This window comes from Klebsiella sp. 141153, assembly GCF_032601995.1.
GTDB classification, from domain to species: Bacteria; Pseudomonadota; Gammaproteobacteria; order Enterobacterales; family Enterobacteriaceae; genus Klebsiella; species Klebsiella aerogenes.
Genome location: NZ_JAQIRJ010000005.1, coordinates 34,669 through 51,982, shown reverse-complemented (window position 1 = coordinate 51,982; position 17,314 = coordinate 34,669). Strand labels below are relative to the sequence as shown.

Annotated in this window: 18 protein-coding genes; 10 read left to right on the top strand and 8 right to left on the bottom strand. The window is 53.3% G+C overall.

Annotated elements, in window-relative coordinates:
• Window positions 1–91: 91 nt before the first annotated feature.
• Genes PGS10_RS11315 through PGS10_RS11300 form a run of 4 tightly spaced genes read right to left on the bottom strand, consistent with a single transcriptional unit; the run spans window position 92 to window position 4,555 of the window.
• Window positions 92–1,510: a DUF1116 domain-containing protein gene (locus tag PGS10_RS11315; protein ID WP_316422896.1), complete on the bottom strand. Its 1,419-nt coding sequence runs from the start codon at window positions 1,508–1,510 to the stop codon at window positions 92–94.
• Window positions 1,510–3,057: an acyl-CoA synthetase FdrA gene (fdrA, locus tag PGS10_RS11310; protein WP_316422895.1), complete on the bottom strand. Its 1,548-nt coding sequence runs from the start codon at window positions 3,055–3,057 to the stop codon at window positions 1,510–1,512. Before fdrA ends, PGS10_RS11315 begins: the two co-directional genes overlap by 1 nt.
• Window positions 3,047–3,910, bottom strand: a complete 864-nt coding sequence (locus PGS10_RS11305) for a DUF2877 domain-containing protein (RefSeq protein WP_316422893.1) — start codon at window positions 3,908–3,910, stop codon at window positions 3,047–3,049. Before PGS10_RS11305 ends, fdrA begins: the two co-directional genes overlap by 11 nt.
• A gap of 39 nt (window positions 3,911–3,949) precedes the next feature.
• On the bottom strand, window positions 3,950–4,555 hold the full coding sequence (locus tag PGS10_RS11300) for an ankyrin repeat domain-containing protein (protein ID WP_316422892.1): 606 nt from the start codon (window positions 4,553–4,555) through the stop codon (window positions 3,950–3,952).
• A 259-nt stretch (window positions 4,556–4,814) separates the two neighbouring features.
• Here PGS10_RS11300 and PGS10_RS11295 point away from each other — a divergent pair, with 259 nt between their 5' ends.
• Together PGS10_RS11295 and PGS10_RS11290 are read left to right on the top strand one after the other, a co-directional pair.
• Window positions 4,815–5,309: a DUF1097 domain-containing protein gene (locus PGS10_RS11295; protein WP_047049449.1), complete on the top strand. Its 495-nt coding sequence runs from the start codon at window positions 4,815–4,817 to the stop codon at window positions 5,307–5,309.
• A gap of 101 nt (window positions 5,310–5,410) precedes the next feature.
• Window positions 5,411–6,349 carry a LysR substrate-binding domain-containing protein gene (locus tag PGS10_RS11290; RefSeq protein ID WP_049060204.1) on the top strand — a complete coding sequence of 313 codons (939 nt, stop codon included), beginning with the start codon at window positions 5,411–5,413 and terminating at the stop codon, window positions 6,347–6,349.
• A gap of 78 nt (window positions 6,350–6,427) precedes the next feature.
• Here the strand turns inward: PGS10_RS11290 and PGS10_RS11285 are convergent, their stop codons facing one another.
• Window positions 6,428–7,438: an acyltransferase family protein gene (locus PGS10_RS11285; protein ID WP_047078623.1), complete on the bottom strand. Its 1,011-nt coding sequence runs from the start codon at window positions 7,436–7,438 to the stop codon at window positions 6,428–6,430.
• 436 nt (window positions 7,439–7,874) lie between these two features.
• On the opposite strand from PGS10_RS11285, the gene PGS10_RS11280 reads away from it, so the two are divergent.
• The 5 genes from PGS10_RS11280 (at window position 7,875) to PGS10_RS11260 (ending at window position 11,268) form a co-directional block, all read left to right on the top strand.
• Window positions 7,875–8,516 carry a helix-turn-helix domain-containing protein gene (locus PGS10_RS11280; RefSeq protein WP_410477089.1) on the top strand — a complete coding sequence of 214 codons (642 nt, stop codon included), beginning with the start codon at window positions 7,875–7,877 and terminating at the stop codon, window positions 8,514–8,516.
• 93 nt (window positions 8,517–8,609) lie between these two features.
• Window positions 8,610–8,945 carry a DUF3302 domain-containing protein gene (locus PGS10_RS11275; RefSeq protein WP_020079414.1) on the top strand — a complete coding sequence of 112 codons (336 nt, stop codon included), beginning with the start codon at window positions 8,610–8,612 and terminating at the stop codon, window positions 8,943–8,945.
• Window positions 8,945–10,087, top strand: coding sequence for an HlyD family secretion protein (locus PGS10_RS11270; RefSeq protein ID WP_020079413.1), 1,143 nt, complete (start codon window positions 8,945–8,947; stop codon window positions 10,085–10,087). The genes PGS10_RS11275 and PGS10_RS11270 overlap by 1 nt, the downstream gene beginning before the upstream one ends.
• 115 nt (window positions 10,088–10,202) lie before the next feature.
• Window positions 10,203–10,628, top strand: coding sequence for a hypothetical protein (locus PGS10_RS11265; protein ID WP_015367842.1), 426 nt, complete (start codon window positions 10,203–10,205; stop codon window positions 10,626–10,628).
• A 175-nt stretch (window positions 10,629–10,803) separates the two neighbouring features.
• Window positions 10,804–11,268 carry an RcnB family protein gene (locus tag PGS10_RS11260; protein ID WP_015367841.1) on the top strand — a complete coding sequence of 155 codons (465 nt, stop codon included), beginning with the start codon at window positions 10,804–10,806 and terminating at the stop codon, window positions 11,266–11,268.
• Between the two features lie 89 nt (window positions 11,269–11,357).
• On the opposite strand, the gene PGS10_RS11255 is transcribed toward PGS10_RS11260, so the two are convergent.
• Window positions 11,358–11,948, bottom strand: a complete 591-nt coding sequence (locus PGS10_RS11255; protein WP_015704661.1) for a YSC84-related protein — start codon at window positions 11,946–11,948, stop codon at window positions 11,358–11,360.
• Between the two features lie 236 nt (window positions 11,949–12,184).
• On the opposite strand from PGS10_RS11255, the gene PGS10_RS11250 reads away from it, so the two are divergent.
• The 3 genes from PGS10_RS11250 (at window position 12,185) to PGS10_RS11240 (ending at window position 15,243) form a co-directional block, all read left to right on the top strand.
• Complete coding sequence (locus PGS10_RS11250; RefSeq protein WP_108684432.1) at window positions 12,185–13,363, top strand: M20 aminoacylase family protein; 1,179 nt, start codon at window positions 12,185–12,187, stop codon at window positions 13,361–13,363.
• A gap of 19 nt (window positions 13,364–13,382) precedes the next feature.
• On the top strand, window positions 13,383–14,159 hold the full coding sequence (locus PGS10_RS11245) for an ABC transporter substrate-binding protein (protein WP_015367838.1): 777 nt from the start codon (window positions 13,383–13,385) through the stop codon (window positions 14,157–14,159).
• A gap of 130 nt (window positions 14,160–14,289) precedes the next feature.
• Complete coding sequence (locus PGS10_RS11240; RefSeq protein WP_316422888.1) at window positions 14,290–15,243, top strand: aldo/keto reductase; 954 nt, start codon at window positions 14,290–14,292, stop codon at window positions 15,241–15,243.
• A gap of 397 nt (window positions 15,244–15,640) precedes the next feature.
• On the opposite strand, the gene PGS10_RS11235 is transcribed toward PGS10_RS11240, so the two are convergent.
• Together PGS10_RS11235 and PGS10_RS11230 are read right to left on the bottom strand one after the other, a co-directional pair.
• Complete coding sequence (locus PGS10_RS11235) at window positions 15,641–16,432, bottom strand: MoaF C-terminal domain-containing protein (RefSeq protein ID WP_316422887.1); 792 nt, start codon at window positions 16,430–16,432, stop codon at window positions 15,641–15,643.
• Window positions 16,433–16,457: 25 nt separating this feature from the next.
• On the bottom strand, window positions 16,458–17,234 hold the full coding sequence (locus PGS10_RS11230) for an SDR family NAD(P)-dependent oxidoreductase (RefSeq protein WP_182940720.1): 777 nt from the start codon (window positions 17,232–17,234) through the stop codon (window positions 16,458–16,460).
• Window positions 17,235–17,314 lie beyond the last annotated feature (80 nt).

Below are 17,314 nucleotides of genomic sequence, written 5' to 3'. Positions count from 1 at the left end.
TTATTGTGTGGTCGTGGTAGTCGCCCGGCCAGGCGTAGGGCTGCCGGGGATTTCCCGGGGTCGGCGCAAACGCCTCGCCCGGGCTACAACGTTAAACGTCGTAACGATCGCACCAGCTGAGGATCGCTTTTTCGAAACAGGCGAACGGCGGGTGGACGATCCCGGCGCCGATCATGCCGATCCCGGCGTCTTTATGGGCGATAGCGGTGTTGATCACCGGTAAAATACCGCTGCTGCTGACGCGGGTGATGTCGATAGCGGTCGGGATCCCCATAAAGCCGAGCAGCGGAATGGTGACGTTCGGGTTTTCGCCAAGGGTGATTTCACGCATCTGGCGCGAGAAATCGACCGCTTCTTCTACCGTTCCGCCGACCAGCGCGACGATAGCCGGCGCCGTCGCCATGGCGAAACCGCCGATGCCATAGGTTTCGGTAATCGCGCTGTCGCCGATATCAAGGCCGGAGTCTTCCGGTTTAAAACCGGCAAACATCGGGCCTATCACCTGCTGCGCCGGGCCGGTAAACCACTGTCCCGGCAGGCCGCTGACCCGCAGTCCGAACTCGACGCCGTTGCGCGCCATGGTGGTGACCACGGTGCTGTATTCTATGCCGTGGGCCGCGTCCATCGCCGCTTTACACATCGCCATCCACGTCGGGCCGGAGAAGTAATCGCTGCTGGCGACAAATTCGAACAACTCGCGCTGCTGCTCTACCGGATAACCGGCCTGAATAATCCCCGGCGTAAGCGCCTGAATCAGCAGGGTGGTACCGGCGTTGTTGCGGTTATGGCACTCATCGCCCATGTGTAGCGCCTGCGCCAGCATTAAGCGCAGATCGATTTCGCCGATGATCTTCATGGCGTCGCGCAGCATGGGGCCCTGCACGTCGCGCATCCAGTTCAGACGATCGATCACGCTCTTGTCGTTAGCCCCCATGCGCAGGATCTTCGCCATCTGCTCGCTCATGTTGGTATAAGCGATATTGCCGTAGGTTTTGTTCTCGACGATATGCATGAACATCGACGCCGACGTCACGCCCGCCATCGAACCCACGCAGTCGTGTTCGTGACAGGGTGAGAAGGTAATTTCACCGGAGGCGGCAAGCTCGGCCGCTTCATCCAGATCTTTCGCCAGCCCTTCAAAGACCAGCGCGCCGGTGACCGCGCCTTTCATGGCGCCGCACATGTTTTGCCATTCCACCGGCGGGCCGGCATGCAGAATGGTTTTTGGCGTCATGCCCGGCACGACGTTAATGGCCTGATCAAAACCGATCAGCACCGGGTGCGATTGAATAATACGCTCCAGCGCCTGCTGGTTGGCGGCGGCGATTTTATCCGCCAGCGGCGAGCCGGCGATGCGATCCAGCGCCTCAACCAGCTGCAAATTGCCCTGGCCCGGCGGCGTCCAGTCGAGCTGGGTGACGGCGGTGTGCTGCTTTTTCAAATCGTCGCTGAACATGGCGATACCGACGTTAATCACGTTCAACGGCTGGTTAAATAGCGACTGGCTCATCAGGCTTGCTCCCCTTTGCAGATAAATTCACGCGCCAGCAAACCGGTATTGGTGCTGCTGCTGGCCAGAATGACTCCAGCGTCAAGCAGCATCTGGCGCTGTTGCTCCAGCGACGGCGTATCGATGTCGGTACCTAACACGTAAGCGAGGATCGTCAATGGGCGGCCATCGGCGGCGGCAATGGCTTTGGCCTCTTCGATCGCCGCGATCGTCGAACCCACCGGATCTTCATGCGCCCCGAAGCCCAGCACGAAGTCCATGACGATGACCGCCACTTCGGGATCGCGCGCTTCCTGCAACAGGCGGCTGATACGGTTGGTCGGGTCGATCATCGGGTGCGGCTTACCGTTGGTGAAATCGTCATCGCCGAAATCGAGGAAGGTGTGTTTGATGCTGCGATTGATATCGCTCAGGCGATAAGCCGGATCCGGCTGAATGTTGCTATAAACATCCGCGTGTTTTTCCAGTACCGCGAACATGGTTTCATCGCACAGGGTACCGCCGCAGAACAGGCCGCGAATGTATTTCTGCTGCGGCGTGAGCTGCGCGCGCACTTCGGCGATAAGCGCTTGATTTAGCGGATGCAGATCGAGGTTCTCTTGCTTAATACCGCTCAGCAGAACGGCCTTCAGCGCCGCTTCTTTGGTGCCGCGGGCGAACTGCAGACCTTGCTCATCGGCGGGGGGCTCGGCGCGGCCGAGGAAGCACGCCACCACCGGTTTACGGCAGGCGCGGGCGCGTTCGAGCACTTTTTTCGCCACCGTCGGCGCCGGCGGTTTGGAAACAAGGACGATAATTTCCGTTTGCGGATCGGCTTCCAGCATCTGAATGGCGTCGAGCATCATCAGGCCGCCGATTTTCTCACTCAGATCGCGACCGCCGGTACCGATTAGCTGCGAGATCCCGCCGCCGAAATCATGGATACGGACGCTCAGCTCCTGGCTACCGGTGCCGGAGGCGCCGATAATGCCGATGTTGCCGCGGCGAACCGCGTTACCGAAGCACAGCGCCGCGCCGTTAATAATGGCGGTGCCGCAGTCTGGCCCCATCATCAACAATCCCTTTTCGTGGGCCAGCTGTTTCAGCGCCAGTTCGTCGTCAATAGAGACGTTATCGGAAAACAACATCACGTTAAGATCGTTTTGCAGCGCCTGGCGCGCTTCGCGAGCGGCAAACAGGCCGTTGACCGAAATAATCGCGAGGTTACTTTGCGGAAGATGTTTTTTGGCGCTGGCGAGGGTGGCGTAGCGCGCTTCGTGCTGGCCGCTTTCGGCCTTTTTGCTGAACAGCGCTTCTATTTCACTGAGTATCTGTTCGCTATCGGCGCCGTCTTTGCCCTTGATGACGATCATCAGGTCGCCGTTTTTCGCCGCTTCCAGCTCCGGCGTCAGCAGCCCCAGGTTATTCAGCACCCCTTTGTTCATTTCCGTCGCCATCGCCACAAATGCCTGCTCTACGCCATCGAGCTTATTAGCGCGGGTGGAAATCGACATTAATGAGACCGAATCAAAATAGGTATTCTTCTTCACCACTATTTTAACTGACATTATTCCCTCCATACGTTTGGCTCAGCGCGCAGGCATCCGCCATGCCCAATAGCATGTCGCTGCCGGAACTTGAGCCAATATTTTTAATATCGGCAATAGCCTCAATAGAAAAGGTTGTCGGTTGATTAACCATCAGGTTAATCAACACGGCGATACTTTCTCGATAATGCTGATTAATCGCCGCCTCCAGCGTAATCGCGCTGAGCGGCGTAGTATTTTGTTGGGCGCTCTGCAGCGCGGTTATAAAAGCATTCCGGTATTGGTTAGCCGGGTGTCCCTTTATGAATAAAATAACGCTTAGACCTAGCAAATAATCATCCGCCGATGGCGTCAGGCCAATGCCTAATCCGATCATGTTCGCCACGGCGGCGCTGATATTTTTATTTTCGTGAAGTGCTTTAAATAATATTTCCCGTCGCTGCTGTAATTCACGACTCATTGCGTGATAAAAGGGATTGTCGCCGCGATAGAGAAATAACGTATCATCCTCATGTAACTGCGTAACGATAATGTTGTACCATCGTCGCCAGGCTATCTGGTTGAATGTTGCCGCGTTTAATACCGCTCGCGGCGTTTGCCAGCGCTTACACCGGTGGATCTCTATCCATTTATTATCGCCAATGTAAATTCCTGAATCGGTAAACCGGACGCTTTCCCCTGGCCGGAACAGGTTGTCAAAGTGGGTGAGTGCTAACCTACAGCTATTGGGCGCATTGTCAGAGGTTTCGCACAGCAGCGTCAGAAGCCCTGGTTTGCCCGGGGTAAGCAGGTTTACCGCATGGGTGAAAACCTGCCCGACCCGTCCACCGCCGCGCTGTGCGAGAAAGCGGGTATCCGCAGTTAGCGCTTGCACACACCACCGCGAGGAGGTGTTAATGGCGATTCTCCTTCCTCAGGCTCCGACGGCGACCAGCAGGTGGGCGATTTCACTGAATCCCTTATCCCATGCCAGCTCCAGCGGCGATTTACCATACTTATCGGTCATATGCGGGTTGGCGCCGTGATCCAGCAGCAGTTTGACGATCTCCTGCTGCGTCGCGCCGCCGTCGTTTAAGACAATCGCTTCCAGCAGCGGCGTCCAGCCGACGAAATTGGTGTGGTTCACGTTAATATCCGTTTCCGTCAGCAATATTTTCACGATTTCAAGATGGCCTTTTTCACAGGCCGGCGTCAGACCAACGCCGCCGAAACGCGTTAATCGTTCGAGGTCGGGATTTGCCGGCAAAATTAAGCGCAGTAGTTCGGCGTCGTTATTCAGACAGCTGATTAAAAACGGGTTAAAACAGGTCTGGTCCTGCTTATTAATATCTACGCCAGCGGCAATAAGAATAGAAACACAAGCATAATGTTTATTCAGGCTGGCGAGGGTAATGGCGGTTCGCCCCTGGCGATTACTGGCATTAATATCGATGCCGCTTGCTAAGCAGGCTTTTAATTTCGCGATATTTCCCTGCTCTGCAGCCAAAAGATAGTCAGCAATAATATTTTCCGTCGCCATCACCTTGCTCCTGTTGTTGCGGCTGAGACTTTCTTGATGGCTTGAGCATAGCAACCAGAAATAGATAAAAGAACCCGCTTAAATTTTATTCGCCATAATCCGGGGGATTATTGAATAAATTTCAATAATTGATGCAGACTGTGCGGCAGAGCAATGTTTACTTCTTTTATGCCTTTGTCCTTTAACGCAATCGGGTTTTCTTTCGATATAGTTGCCGTCAGAAAGCAATATCATCGATCTTTTTTCAGAGGGGAAAGAGATGAACGGACTCACCGCTACGGGGATCACCGTCGGTATTTGCGCAGGCGTTTGGCAGCTAATTTCCTCGCACGTCGGGCTGCAGCACGGTTGGGAATTATTGGGAACCATCGGCTTCGTCGCGTTCTGTAGTTTCTATGCGGCAGGGGGCGGTAAAAGCGGTTTTGTGAAAAGCCTGTGCGTTAACTATTCCGGGGCGGTGTGGGCGTGGCTGGCGGCGCTGGCCGCCGGCGCTCTCGCCTCGGCCAGCGGTATGTCGGGGTTCTGGGCAAGTGTCATTACCACGGTGCCATTTTCGGCAGTCATCGTCTGGCAGGGGCGTTTCACGCTAACCTCGTTTATTCCCGGCGGCTTCCTCGGCATGACGCTCTTTTTCGCCACCGGTCTGAACTGGACGGTGACTCTGTTGGGATTTCTGGCGGGCAACTGCGTCGGCTTTATTTCAGAATATAGCGGGCGCAAACTCAGCGAGGCGACCAGTAAGGAGCGAGCCTGAATTCACTACGGGTGTTAAGCATTGTTCAAAAATGATTGCCCCTCGCCACAGTAACCAATACATTCAGCTTACGTATGGTTTAGCGGAAGCGGGAAGGGCGCATGAACTCGATTTTTACTGAAGAAAATCTGCTGGCATTCACCACCGCGGCGCGTTTTGGCAGCTTCAGCAAGGCGGCCGACGAGCTGGGGTTAACCACCTCAGCCATCAGCTATACCATCAAACGGATGGAAGCCGGGCTGGACGTAGTGCTGTTTACCCGCAACACCCGCAGCATTGAACTGACGGAATCCGGCTACTATCTGTTTCGCAAGGCCACCGATCTGCTTAATGATTTCCACGCGATAAAGCGCAGCATAGATACTATCTCGCAAGGCATCGAAGCGCGGGTGCGGATCTGCATTAACCAACTGCTATACACGCCTCGCCATACCGCCCGCCTGCTGCAGGTGCTGAAAAAACAGTTTCCCACCTGTCAGATAACCGTCACCACCGAGGTGTACAACGGCGTCTGGGATTCGATCATCAATAACCAGGCGAATATTGCCATCGGTGCGCCGGACACGCTGCTCGACGGCGGCGGTATCGATTATACCGAGATCGGCGCGATCCGCTGGGTGTTTGCTATTGCCCCGGATCATCCGCTGGCGTTTATGCCCGAGCCTATCTCGGAAAGCCAGCTGCGCCTTTACCCCAATATCATGGTTGAGGACACCGCCAGCACGATCAATAAAAAGGTCGGTTGGCTGCTGCATGGCCAGGAGGCGATCCTGGTTCCTGACTTCAATACTAAATGCCAGTGTCAGATCCTCGGTGAGGGGATCGGTTTTTTACCGGACTATATGGTGAACGAAGCGATAGCCGAGAAACTGCTGGTGATTCGTCAGATCCACAATCCGCGTCAGGATTCCGGCATGCTGCTGGCGACGCAGCATGCCGCAACCGGCCAGGTGACGCAGTGGATTAAAAAGCAATTTCGCCCCGGCGGGATTTTAACGGCGATATATGCTGATTTATTGCATCGCGGAGAGGGAAAGTAAGTACCATTCAACGATGATCATTTATCATTTTGATATTACTGCATAAGTTGTCGCCATTAATAAATGGCGACAACTTGGTTAGTGATGAATTTTCTTTTCAATTAACTTATATAATATTAGTCCGAATGGAATGCATATTGCGATTGTAATAGCTCCGCCAATGGTACAACCCCAAGGGTTTGGGAATTTTTTGACAAATATCCCATATGCCATCACGATAAAATTATGCGTTAAATATATAGTATAAGAAGCATCACCGATTTTTAAAAGTAAGTTGTGTTTTTTTCTTACGGGTAATACAAATATTAAAATAGCTGCGCTTATTAAACAATCGATATATACAGGTTTTTCGATATAAATAGCTATACAAACAAGAAAAGCAGCCAAGGCCCAACATATTGTATCACTGAGTTTTGATGTTAAGTTTTGTAAGATGTTTTCGTTTCGCTCAATAAACACGCCAATTATAAATAGGAATATAATCCATTTGGAAAAGAATGCATTGGCTTCAGCAGTTGGTAGAGCATTCAGTGATGAGGTAATAAACAGTAAAGTGAAAATAAAAATTAGGCTTGCTATAATTCTTTCTTTTTTAATGCGTATAGAAATTAACAGAGCAAAAGTGAAATAGAAAAACATTTCATACGATAATGTCCAGCTTTGTGACATTACGGGGGTGTCGATCTTATTATCAGTTGCACCAAAAGGAATTAGTAGATATGAGAAGAATATTTTTTCTGCATTGATATCTTGTGATCTTAGCGCTATACCTGCAGCCCATAATATAACTAGTAAAGTAAAAAATATCCAATAAATAGGATAGATTCGGAGGAGGCGTTTTTTTATGAAGGTTGATGCATATTCAACCCCAAAATCTTTGTTTTTAGTGGTGTAAGACATTATGTATCCACTAATGACAAAGAAAACATAAACCCCAAGGTCACCTAAATGTGTCGTTCTCCGTATTATTTCATCAAATAATTTATTACCTGTGGTGCTATACATGTAAAATTGATTAACAGTATGAGCTATTATGACAAATATAGCGGCAAATGCTCTCGCATATTGTAATGAATCAAGCTTTTTCATTCATAACCCTGTTAAATTATTGAGCCCATATAATCGTTAAAATATTAAATTTGCTAATTTGCATAATAGCTTACTAGCATACTCAAGGTTTGAGTATATAACATAAAATTCACAAAAGAAATCAACTTGCAAGCTTTGTTTCTGAGTCAGAAAAATCCTTCAATCTATTTATGTAATTGGATTCTTCTGATTTAGTGCTTGAGTATGGAATAGAACTAGTCACTACGTCATATCCATTGCAATGTTGTGGTTTTTTGCGAGTACATACTATTTAGTTATAGCTAACCAGCATCAGGCAGTCGTCCGGTTAAGTTTACGACCCTCAAATGTTAAAAAAACGCCAAAACTCCAGCTGTGGACTTTTCCCCTCGCTTTGCCTTATATATATTTGATGACGTCGGTGATACGGGAAAGTACGGCAATGGATACGGGGAAGTTGAATAGCAGTTTTGGTCGTATTCATGCGTGCTACCAGAAGCTGCAGTTAAATGCGCATCTCCCACACGTCATCGCCTGTAGCGAAAACGTCGAGTGCGCCGCCGGCGAGCGTTTTCATCCGCAGGATGGGTTCATTTACTTTCTGCTGTCCGGGCAAATCACCCTCGCAGTCAACGACCCTGATAACCTGTTGGGGATTGTGATCGAGCATATGCCGCTGGGGCTGCTTGAGCACTACTGTCCGGCGGTAGAGCTGCTATATCAATGTCTCGATCGCTGCTGTTTTGCCAGAATCAGCGTGGAGGATTTCGAGCGTATCTTCTTTTACTCTTCGCCGGAGTATATGAAAGAGCTGACGACTATTCTGGCCTACATGGGCATTTTTGCTCTCGATGCGCACAACGAGCGCGGCAACCTGTCCGGTTTTCAGACCATAAAATCGATGCTATCGCGTTATCTGTACCGTAACGAGATCGATTGTGGAAAACGTGAAAGCCTGTCCGCTTTTATTATTAAACGGACCAATCTTTCGCGCAGCTATGTTTATCAGGTTTTAGCGGCGTTAAAAGAAGGCGGTTATATCACGGTGAAAAAAGGTCAACTGATTTCTATCAACCGAAAAATACCGGATAAATTCTGATTAATATGGTCAGTTGTCAGGGCGATTATGCCCGGCTTGCTGACGCCTGTATAAAGTGAATGTGAAATACGTCACACATTCTGGAGTTATTTTATGACCCTGGATTATATTGCTTTAGCCATCCTGATTGCGGTGGTGCTGATTTTATTTTATGGAATTATCGTGATCCACGATATTCCTTATGAAATAGCCAAAAAAAGAAATCATCCGCACCAGGATGCGATTCATTACGCTGGCTGGGTGAGCTTGTTCACCCTGCACGTGCTGTGGCCGCTGCTGTGGATCTGGGCCACGCTGTGGCGAGAAGACCGCGGCTGGGGAATGCAGCAGTTAAAGACCGACCAGCACGATTTACATCAGCGTCTGGATGCGATGCAGGCGGAATTAAACCGTCTGAAAAATAGCGCCGTCAATCAGGAGGGGAAATAATGGAAACGTTATTACTGCTGTGTTATGCCGCCTTGTGTATCGTGATATTTAAAGTATTCCGTATTCCATTAAATAAATGGACGGTTCCCACTGCGGTATTAGGTGGCGTGATACTGATTGGCATGTTAATCCTCGGTATGAATTATAACTTCCCCTATAGCGAAGTCGGGAAGCAGGTTTATCGCACGGTGCCCATTGTTTCGCAAACCCGCGGTCGAGTCACCAGCGTGCCGGTGAAACCAAATCAGATGCTGCATGAAGGCGACATCTTGTTCACCATCGACCCAACCCCGTTCCAGGCGAAGGTGGACGACCTGACCGCACAAGTGAAAGCGGCCAGCCAGGATGCGTTGTCGCTGGATGCGGGGTTAACCAGCGCGCAGGCTGATTTAAGCAAAGCGGTCGCCGAGCGCGACCGGGCCCAGCGTGAATACGCCCGCTTCCAGGCCGGTCATGATAAAGGGGCTTTTTCCGATCAGATGGTCGATACGCGTCGCCAGAACTGGAAAGCGACGCAGGCGGCGGTTGACGCCGCCCGGGCAAAGGTCGCACAGGCGCGTAACGATCTCAATTCGGTGGTGCACGGTGAGAACACCAAAGTCGCTTCGCTGCTGGCGCAGCTGCGCGAGGCGCAATTTAAGCTCGATAACACGGTGGTACGCGCGCCGTCTGACGGCTATGTCAGTACCGTCGGCCTGCGTCCTGGGACCATGTCCACCGCGTTGGGGCTGAAGCCGGTAATGACGTTTGTGCCAACGGATAATGCGAATTCACGTGAATACGTCGCCGCATTCCGTCAGAACGCGCTGCAGCGTTTGCAAAAAGGTGAACAGGCTGAATTACTGTTCCCCTCTATTCCGGGAACCGTATTTAAAGCGCAGGTCGCGGAAGTGCTGCCGGCGATTGGCGAAAGCCAGTTTCAGGGTCAGGGGACGTTGCTGACGGCCACCGATCTGGCGGCGCGCGGCCGAGCGCTGGTGGTATTAAAAGTGACCGACGATCGTCTGGCAAATTATCAGCTGCCGCAGGGCGCGGATGTCGAAGCCGCCGTCTATTCGGAACATTTTGAGCACCTGTCGCTGATAAGAAAGATCCTCATCCGTATGAAAAGCTGGGAAAGCTATCTCTATCTCGATCACTAAAACGACGGAATAGCGGTCAGGCAGTTTTAAGAACTTTTCCTAATGCCAAGCGCAGAAGCTTATGCCATGCTGAATGTGACTCGTAACATAAAGCACGCGTTAAGAGAGGAAAAATATGAAAAAAGCAATGATTGCACTATCCGCTATTCTGGTCGCTTCTCCGGTATTCGCGGCAACCACTACACATGCAACCGATGATACCGTGGCCGCAGCCCACGAAAATGCCAACACGGCAAAAGAAAAACTGCATCAGGCGCAGAATCAGGGCGAAGAGATGAAGCTCAAGTCCAAACATGCTGCTGAAGGGAAAAGCGATAGCGTCGGCAGCCAGATAAGCGAAGGCACGCAGAAAACCTGGAATAAAACCAAAGAAGGCGCCGAGAAGGGCTGGGATAAGACCAAAGAAGGCACTGAGAAAGGCTGGAACGCCACTAAAGAAGGCGCCAGCAAAGGTTGGGATAAAACCAAAGAAGTCAGCGAGAAAGGCTGGGATAAAACCAAGCAAGGCGCTGAAGAGTTAAAGAATAAAGTCTCTGAGTAATACTGACTCGCTGAGAACAAAAAAGGTCGCGTTAGCGGCCTTTTTTACGTCTGGCGCTCGCTGAAATTATTGTTTGCTGTCCTCCTGAATTAGCCAGGAATAGTCCTGGATAGGTTGCTAATCACTATTTCTCCACATTTGCAGGGTAAAAAAGAGATATATCAGGAGGTGTACTATGAAAAAGATTATTTCTCTGGCGGTTATTTTATCTTGCGTGCTGAGCGCTCAGGCTTTTGCCGATGGCCCAAATGACGGTCATCGTCCGGGGCAACAGCAGGTATGGCAGAATGGCCCGAAGCAGGGTGACCAGAATGGACACCACCAGTCGGGCGGTCCTGGAGATAACCATCAGGGCAACAATGATAGCCGCGGCCCGGACCGAAGAGGTCATGACGATCGTCGCCAGGAACGCCATGAACAGGACCATTTCGCCTGGAGGGGTAACGATTTCCGTAAAGGCCATCCGGCGCCGGAGCATTATCGCGGTGATGAATATCGCGTCAGTAACTGGAACGAGCGTGGCCTGCCGCGCCCGCCGGAGGGTCATCACTGGTCTTATATCGATGGCAATTACGTGCTGATCGCCGCAGCGACCGGAATTATTACTTCAATTCTGGTAAGCGGCGCCCTCGGTCATTAAATAATGATACTTGCGGCATGGCATTCGCGCCGGGTCAGGCTAACGTCTGACCCGGCTTATGGATGCTAACTTGTACGGACCGCAGTGGATCACCTTTTATTCAGCTCGTCATCCGGCCAGTATTTATAACCGTTGACCATTGCCTGAGCCGCCAAACCTTTCTCGGTGATTTCATAAACGTTGACTTTTGACGGCAGCGAAGAGGTATCTTTCGCCACGCCGTTGGCTGACGCGCCTATCGGGGCGATGCCGTTGTCGTCATATTTCGCTGCCGCGTTGGCATCCGCGCCGACCATATAGCCTTTAGTAATGAAAGTATTCAATGCGTCTTTATCGTGGAATACCAGTACGGTACGCAACTGTTTCACGCCCATACCCACACCGGCGCCGCCCTGGGCCATTTTCATATAGGTATCTTTGCCGGTGGCGCTATTTTTCACCACGCCGTAACCGCTACCGAATCCAAAGACTAATATCTTGCTGCTGTTACTGGCGAAGACCGCGTAGCCCTTTGAATGCTGGATATCGCTACGCGCTTCCGGGTACAGGCTATAGAGTTTACTGAGCGTGTTGGTACGCATCTTTTGGATGCTGGCGCGTTGCTGGCTGGCGGTGTCGCCCTCAGCGCTGCAGCCTGTTAGCGTCAGCGCGCAGGCAAGTAAAAGTAAATGATATTTCATGGCTGTTTATTTTTATTTAAAACTGAATTAAAGCGGGGATAGTAGAGTAAGTGTTGGTGTGTAACCCATAAAATAAACGTTTATATTTAAATTTTGCCAATTTTAATGGCTATTGTTCTGCGATTTGTCTGTATTAAAAATATGATGGATGGCGTTCCAGCAATTAGAAATGCTACTTGCATAAACTTTGCGCCAGGATAACTTGTTAAGTTCTTAATCTATTCCCGGAGAACGGCATGTCTGATTGTGTAATTCCAGAAATTAAAGCCACGGAAGATGAAATGATTTCTATCCGTCATTATTTACATGCCAATCCGGAATTAAGTCTGGAAGAGTTTAATACCAGCGAGCTGGTTGCCGGTAAGCTGACAGAATGGGGCTATCAGGTGACCCGCGGCCTCGGTAAAACCGGCGTCGTCGGCAGCCTGAGCAAAGGCGACTCGCCGCGCACTATTGGCCTGCGCGCCGATATGGACGCATTACCGATTTATGAAACCACCGATTTACCCTGGGCCAGTACCGTACCCGGAAAAATGCACGCCTGCGGCCATGATGGCCACACCACGATTTTGCTCGCGGCGGCGAAATATATCGCCTCGCCGGTCTGCCAGTTCAACGGCACGGTGCATCTGATTTTCCAGCCCGCGGAAGAAGCCATCGGCGGCGCGGATCTGATGATTAAAGATGGCCTGTTTGAGCAGTTCCCCTGCGAACGCATCTTCGGCCTGCACAATATGCCGGGGCTACCGGTTGGCAAGCTGGGCTTCTATGCCGGCAACTTTATGGCCTCGGCGGACACGGTCAAAATCACGATTACCGGCTACGGCGGCCACGGCGCGCATCCGGAACGCACCGTCGACCCTATCGTGGCCGGCGCGGCGCTGGTGATGGCATTGCAGAGCATCGTCGCGCGCAACGTGCCGCCGGGTGAAACGGCGGTCGTCAGCGTGGGGACTTTCCAGGCCGGCATCGCCTCGAACGTGATTCCTGAGAGCGTGGTGATGGAGCTCAGCGTGCGGGCGATGAAACCGGAAATTCGCGATCTGCTGATTAAGCGTATTCAAGAGCTGACCGAGTTTACTGCCAAAAGCTATGGCGCCAGCAGCGAAGTCGAGATTTACGACTCTTACCCGGTATTAACCAACAGTAGTGAAGAGACCGATTTCGCCCAGGCGCTGGCACTGGAAGTCTTTGGCCGCGAAGGGGTGCTGGAGTCGGTATCGCCAATGAACGCCAGCGAAGATTTCGCTTTTATGCTGCGCGAGCGTCCGGGCTGTTACTTCCTGCTCGGCAACGGTGAAAAAGGTGAGAAGGGCGGCTGCATGGTGCATAACCCCGGTTATGACTTTAACGATGACATTATCAGCACCGGCGCGACGCTGTTCGCGCGTTTAGTGCAAGCGCACTGCCGTTAATCCCTGGAGAAAATCTCGAATGAAAAAATCACTGTTGTTGTGTTTGGCATTAATGGCGTCGACGTCGGCGCTGGCCGCCGGGGCGAAAGAGATCCGTTTTGGCGTTGACCCGACCTTCGCGCCGTTTGAATGGAAAGATCCGCAGGGCAAGCTGGCGGGATTTGATATCGATTTGGGCAACGCGATTTGCCAGCAGCTGCAGGCGAAGTGCGTGTGGGTGGAAAGCAACTTCGACGGCATCATTCCGGCGCTGAAGGCACGTAAATTCGACGCGATCCTCTCAGGGATGTATATGACCGAGAAGCGTAAAGAGCAGATTGCCTTTAGCGATAAGCTCTACAACGGGCCGGTATTTCTGGTGGCGCGTAAAAATACCCTCAAAGGCAATACGCCGGAGCAGCTGAAGGGGAAAACCATCGGCGTCGAGCAGGGGTCGGCACAGGAAACTTATGTGAACCAGTACTGGCGACCGCAGGGTATCAACATTGTCGCCTATCAGGGCGCCGATAGCGTGGTGCGCGACCTTGAATCAGGCCGCCTCGATGGCGCGGTGCTCTCCGGCATGATGGCCGATTACAGTTTCCTGCAGCAGCCGCAGGGCAAGGATTTCGCCTTTGTTGGCGGACAGCTGCAGGATAATAAACTGTTCGGCGCCGGGGCGGCGATTGGCCTGCGTCAAGGCGACGATGCGCTGCGCGAAGAGATAAATGGCGCGATTGCGAAAATGCTTGCCGACGGCACCTACAAAAAACTGGCCGGGAAATATTTTAGCTTTGACGTTTATTCCGGGACATAATGTCAGAGTGTACCCTGCGGGCATGGACTGCCCGCCGCAAGATTCCTTTTCTGATTATCCACTCGACATCCTCTTCAGACCCCCTGCGGTTATCTGAGGGAAACAGAATATAAGCTAAGGAGTAATCGGCATGATGACACGTCCATTGGGCAAAAGCGGATTTTCCATCGCCCCATTAGTATTTGGCGGCAACGTCTTTGGCTGGACCATCGATGAGAAAACCAGTTTTGCCATTCTTGATGCTTTTGTTGACCACGGTTTTGATGCTATCGATACGGCGGATGTTTATTCCCGCTGGGCGGAGGGCAATCAGGGCGGCGAATCCGAAACCATTATTGGCCGCTGGCTACAGGCGCGCCCTGGCATACGCGATAAAGTCAAAATCTTCACTAAAGTTGGCTCTGATATGGGGCTACCCGGCCATAAAGGATTGAAAAAAGCCTGGATCCAGCAGGCGATTGACGACTCGTTGCGCCGCCTGAATACGGATTACGTCGACCTCTATTTCTCCCACTGGCCGGATCCTGAAACGCCAATCGATGAAACGTTAGAAGAATTCCAGGCGCTGCAGCAGGCCGGCAAGGTGCGGGCGATTGGCGCTTCAAATCTTGATGCCGGACAGCTGTCATCGGCGCTGGAAGTGGCGCGTAAAGGCGGCCTTCCTGCCTGGCAGGTGCTGCAGCCGGAATACAACCTCTATCACCGCACCGCCTTTGAAGGGGCGCTACGCGATCTCTGCGTCAGCCGCGATATAGGCGTAGTGACCTACTACAGTCTGGCTTCCGGCTTCCTGAGCGGCAAGTATCGCCAGCCGTCCGATTTAGCGCAAAGCCAGCGCGGTAGCGGCATCGCTAAATATCTCAATCCACGCGGAATGCGGATTATTGACACGCTGGTCGCGGTGGCGGAAGAACAGCAGGCGAAGCCCGCAGAAGTGGCGTTAGCGTGGTTGATGAGCCGGGAAGGCGTTACCGCGCCGATTGCCAGCGCCACCAGCCTGGCGCAGGTGGAAAGCTTCGCCCGCGCGGCGGCGCTGAGCCTTAGCAGCGAGCAGTTGGCGCGGCTCGACAGCGCCAGCGCCTGAATCAGTCGCTCATCCCCGGAGGCGGCGCGTTGCGCCTTGTCCGGGCTACCAAATCGCACAGTGCCGTAGCCCCGGTAAGCGGTAGCGCCACCGGGGATTTTGCGGCCCCCAACCTCGGCAGTTTCAGCCACCATGGTGAATAAATTAACGGCGGGCCCCACGAACGGTAGGCCGGATAAGGCGCAGCCGCCATCCGGCGCAAAGCTGCTCCTTATCCGCGGATGTTGCCCGGCGTAGCGACACATGACCCCCTTTACTCATCAGGCTCACCCGCCGTTTCTGCTCCTGAACATGCATTTCCGTCAGTGCCTGATGCCGAAGCACCCGCGCCCGCAGCGCCCGTTCAACCGGATGGGGCGCTTCCGGTTGAACGGGCGCGTCTCCCGGCCACGCAATATTATTCCTGATGGCGGGTGACGTTGAGGATCTTCGCGCTCGCGCCGACCGGGAAATTACTCAAGGCGCCAAAATCACTGCCCTGATAACCCATGATCTTACCGTCGGTGCGCATCTGCTGAAGATCGATCAAGATAACCCCCAGGGTGGGAATGATTTTCTCCCGCCAGACGAACAAATAGAGATCCTCCGCCACCTGTACGTAATGGCAGCGGTCGACATCCGCCAGCCCCTTTTCCACGCCGTCCAGACACTGCCAGGCGTAAAAATTATCGTTGAGATAGATGTGTTCATAACGCTCGGTCGGGCTATAGGTGTACTGATTGCGCATGCCGACCAGCGCGGTGGTAAAGTCCGGCAGCGGTCCCGGCTGGGTATCCAGGCGGGCGAAGACAAATCGCGCCTCGACGGCGGTCAGCGGCAACCCTTGCTCTACCCGGCTGAAGGCGTCCAGCCGCGCGGCGGCTTCGTCCGGTAGCTGGCCGTATACCAGCGTGGCGTTGCGCTGCGTCAGGTTGCATACCGCGCTGATACTGGCGTTATCGCGCTCCGGGTCAAGAAAATCGATAAACAGAATATCGGGGCGCAGGGCGGTTGCCCGCCAGGGCGCGCGGTTGCCGTTCCAGAGCAGTGTCTGGTCATTTTCGATAACCAACTGCTGCAGCTCGCTCCCGTCGGCATAAAAGGTAAAGCGTTCGCCTGCGGGCAGACTGGCGGTGGCCAGCAGGTTGCCGTGCGGGGCGAAACCATCGGCCAGCGCGCCGACCTGGATAAATACGGCTTCTGAAGTCATGTGAGCTCCTGAGTAGAGTAGGGCGTTAAGTAAACGCCAGCGTTGGAACATCGACGATGCTGGAACCGCCATCGGCGACCAGCGTCGCGCCGCTGATGATGGCGGCCTGCGGAGAGCAGAGAAACTGACAGGCCTGGGCTATCTCCTCGGGGCTGGCGGGGCGGCGTAGCGGAACGTCGCGGCACACCCGTTGATAGGCCTCGGCAAGCGACAGCCCGTGTTCCTGCATCAGTGGGATCATCTCTTCATCCGCCATCGGGGTGGTGACCCAGCCGGGACAAATCGCATTGGCGCGGACGCCTTGTGGGCCGTAATCACGGGCGATGGAGCGCATCAGGCCAATTAACGCGTGTTTGGCGGTGACATAGCCACAGGCCTGCGGCCCGGCAGCGAGCGAGGCGATGGAAGCGACAAACAGCACATTGCCGCGGCAGGCAATCAGTGAAGGCAGGCAGGCACGCACGCTGACGAAAGCGCTGTTCAGGTTCGCGTCCAGCGCCTCGCGCCATTGGCGATCGCTGGTGTCGGCGGCGGCGCTATTGCCCATGCCGCCGGCGCTGCAGATGAGTACATCAATACCGTGAGTCTGGTCGAGAATCGGCGGTAGCAGCCGTTCCCGCCAGACGTCGCCGTCGGCGGCATCGCCCACCAGCGCCGTCGCACCGGTTTCAACGGCGATCTTGTGTAGCGGCGCTTCACGTCTGCCGGTAATAAACACCCGATCTCCCGCCGCGCTCATCAACCGAGCGCAGGCGGCGCCGATCCCGCTTCCGCCGCCGGTAATCACCACGACTCTCGCCATCCGCTCTCTCCTGTAATGGGGTTCAGGATTACCTTAGAAAGCGAGTCTACTTCCGGCTATCGCCCGGAAGAACGATAACC

Coding starts and splice junctions, on each gene's coding strand:
- PGS10_RS11315 (WP_316422896.1), bottom strand. CDS start 1,510: ATGAGCCAGTCGCTATTTAACCAGCCGTTGAACGTGATTAACGTCGGT.
- fdrA (WP_316422895.1), bottom strand. CDS start 3,057: ATGTCAGTTAAAATAGTGGTGAAGAAGAATACCTATTTTGATTCGGTC.
- PGS10_RS11300 (WP_316422892.1), bottom strand. CDS start 4,555: ATGGCGACGGAAAATATTATTGCTGACTATCTTTTGGCTGCAGAGCAG.
- PGS10_RS11295 (WP_047049449.1), top strand. CDS start 4,815: ATGAACGGACTCACCGCTACGGGGATCACCGTCGGTATTTGCGCAGGC.
- PGS10_RS11290 (WP_049060204.1), top strand. CDS start 5,411: ATGAACTCGATTTTTACTGAAGAAAATCTGCTGGCATTCACCACCGCG.
- PGS10_RS11285 (WP_047078623.1), bottom strand. CDS start 7,438: ATGAAAAAGCTTGATTCATTACAATATGCGAGAGCATTTGCCGCTATA.
- PGS10_RS11275 (WP_020079414.1), top strand. CDS start 8,610: ATGACCCTGGATTATATTGCTTTAGCCATCCTGATTGCGGTGGTGCTG.
- PGS10_RS11270 (WP_020079413.1), top strand. CDS start 8,945: ATGGAAACGTTATTACTGCTGTGTTATGCCGCCTTGTGTATCGTGATA.
- PGS10_RS11265 (WP_015367842.1), top strand. CDS start 10,203: ATGAAAAAAGCAATGATTGCACTATCCGCTATTCTGGTCGCTTCTCCG.
- PGS10_RS11260 (WP_015367841.1), top strand. CDS start 10,804: ATGAAAAAGATTATTTCTCTGGCGGTTATTTTATCTTGCGTGCTGAGC.
- PGS10_RS11255 (WP_015704661.1), bottom strand. CDS start 11,948: ATGAAATATCATTTACTTTTACTTGCCTGCGCGCTGACGCTAACAGGC.
- PGS10_RS11250 (WP_108684432.1), top strand. CDS start 12,185: ATGTCTGATTGTGTAATTCCAGAAATTAAAGCCACGGAAGATGAAATG.
- PGS10_RS11245 (WP_015367838.1), top strand. CDS start 13,383: ATGAAAAAATCACTGTTGTTGTGTTTGGCATTAATGGCGTCGACGTCG.
- PGS10_RS11240 (WP_316422888.1), top strand. CDS start 14,290: ATGATGACACGTCCATTGGGCAAAAGCGGATTTTCCATCGCCCCATTA.
- PGS10_RS11235 (WP_316422887.1), bottom strand. CDS start 16,432: ATGACTTCAGAAGCCGTATTTATCCAGGTCGGCGCGCTGGCCGATGGT.
- PGS10_RS11230 (WP_182940720.1), bottom strand. CDS start 17,234: ATGGCGAGAGTCGTGGTGATTACCGGCGGCGGAAGCGGGATCGGCGCC.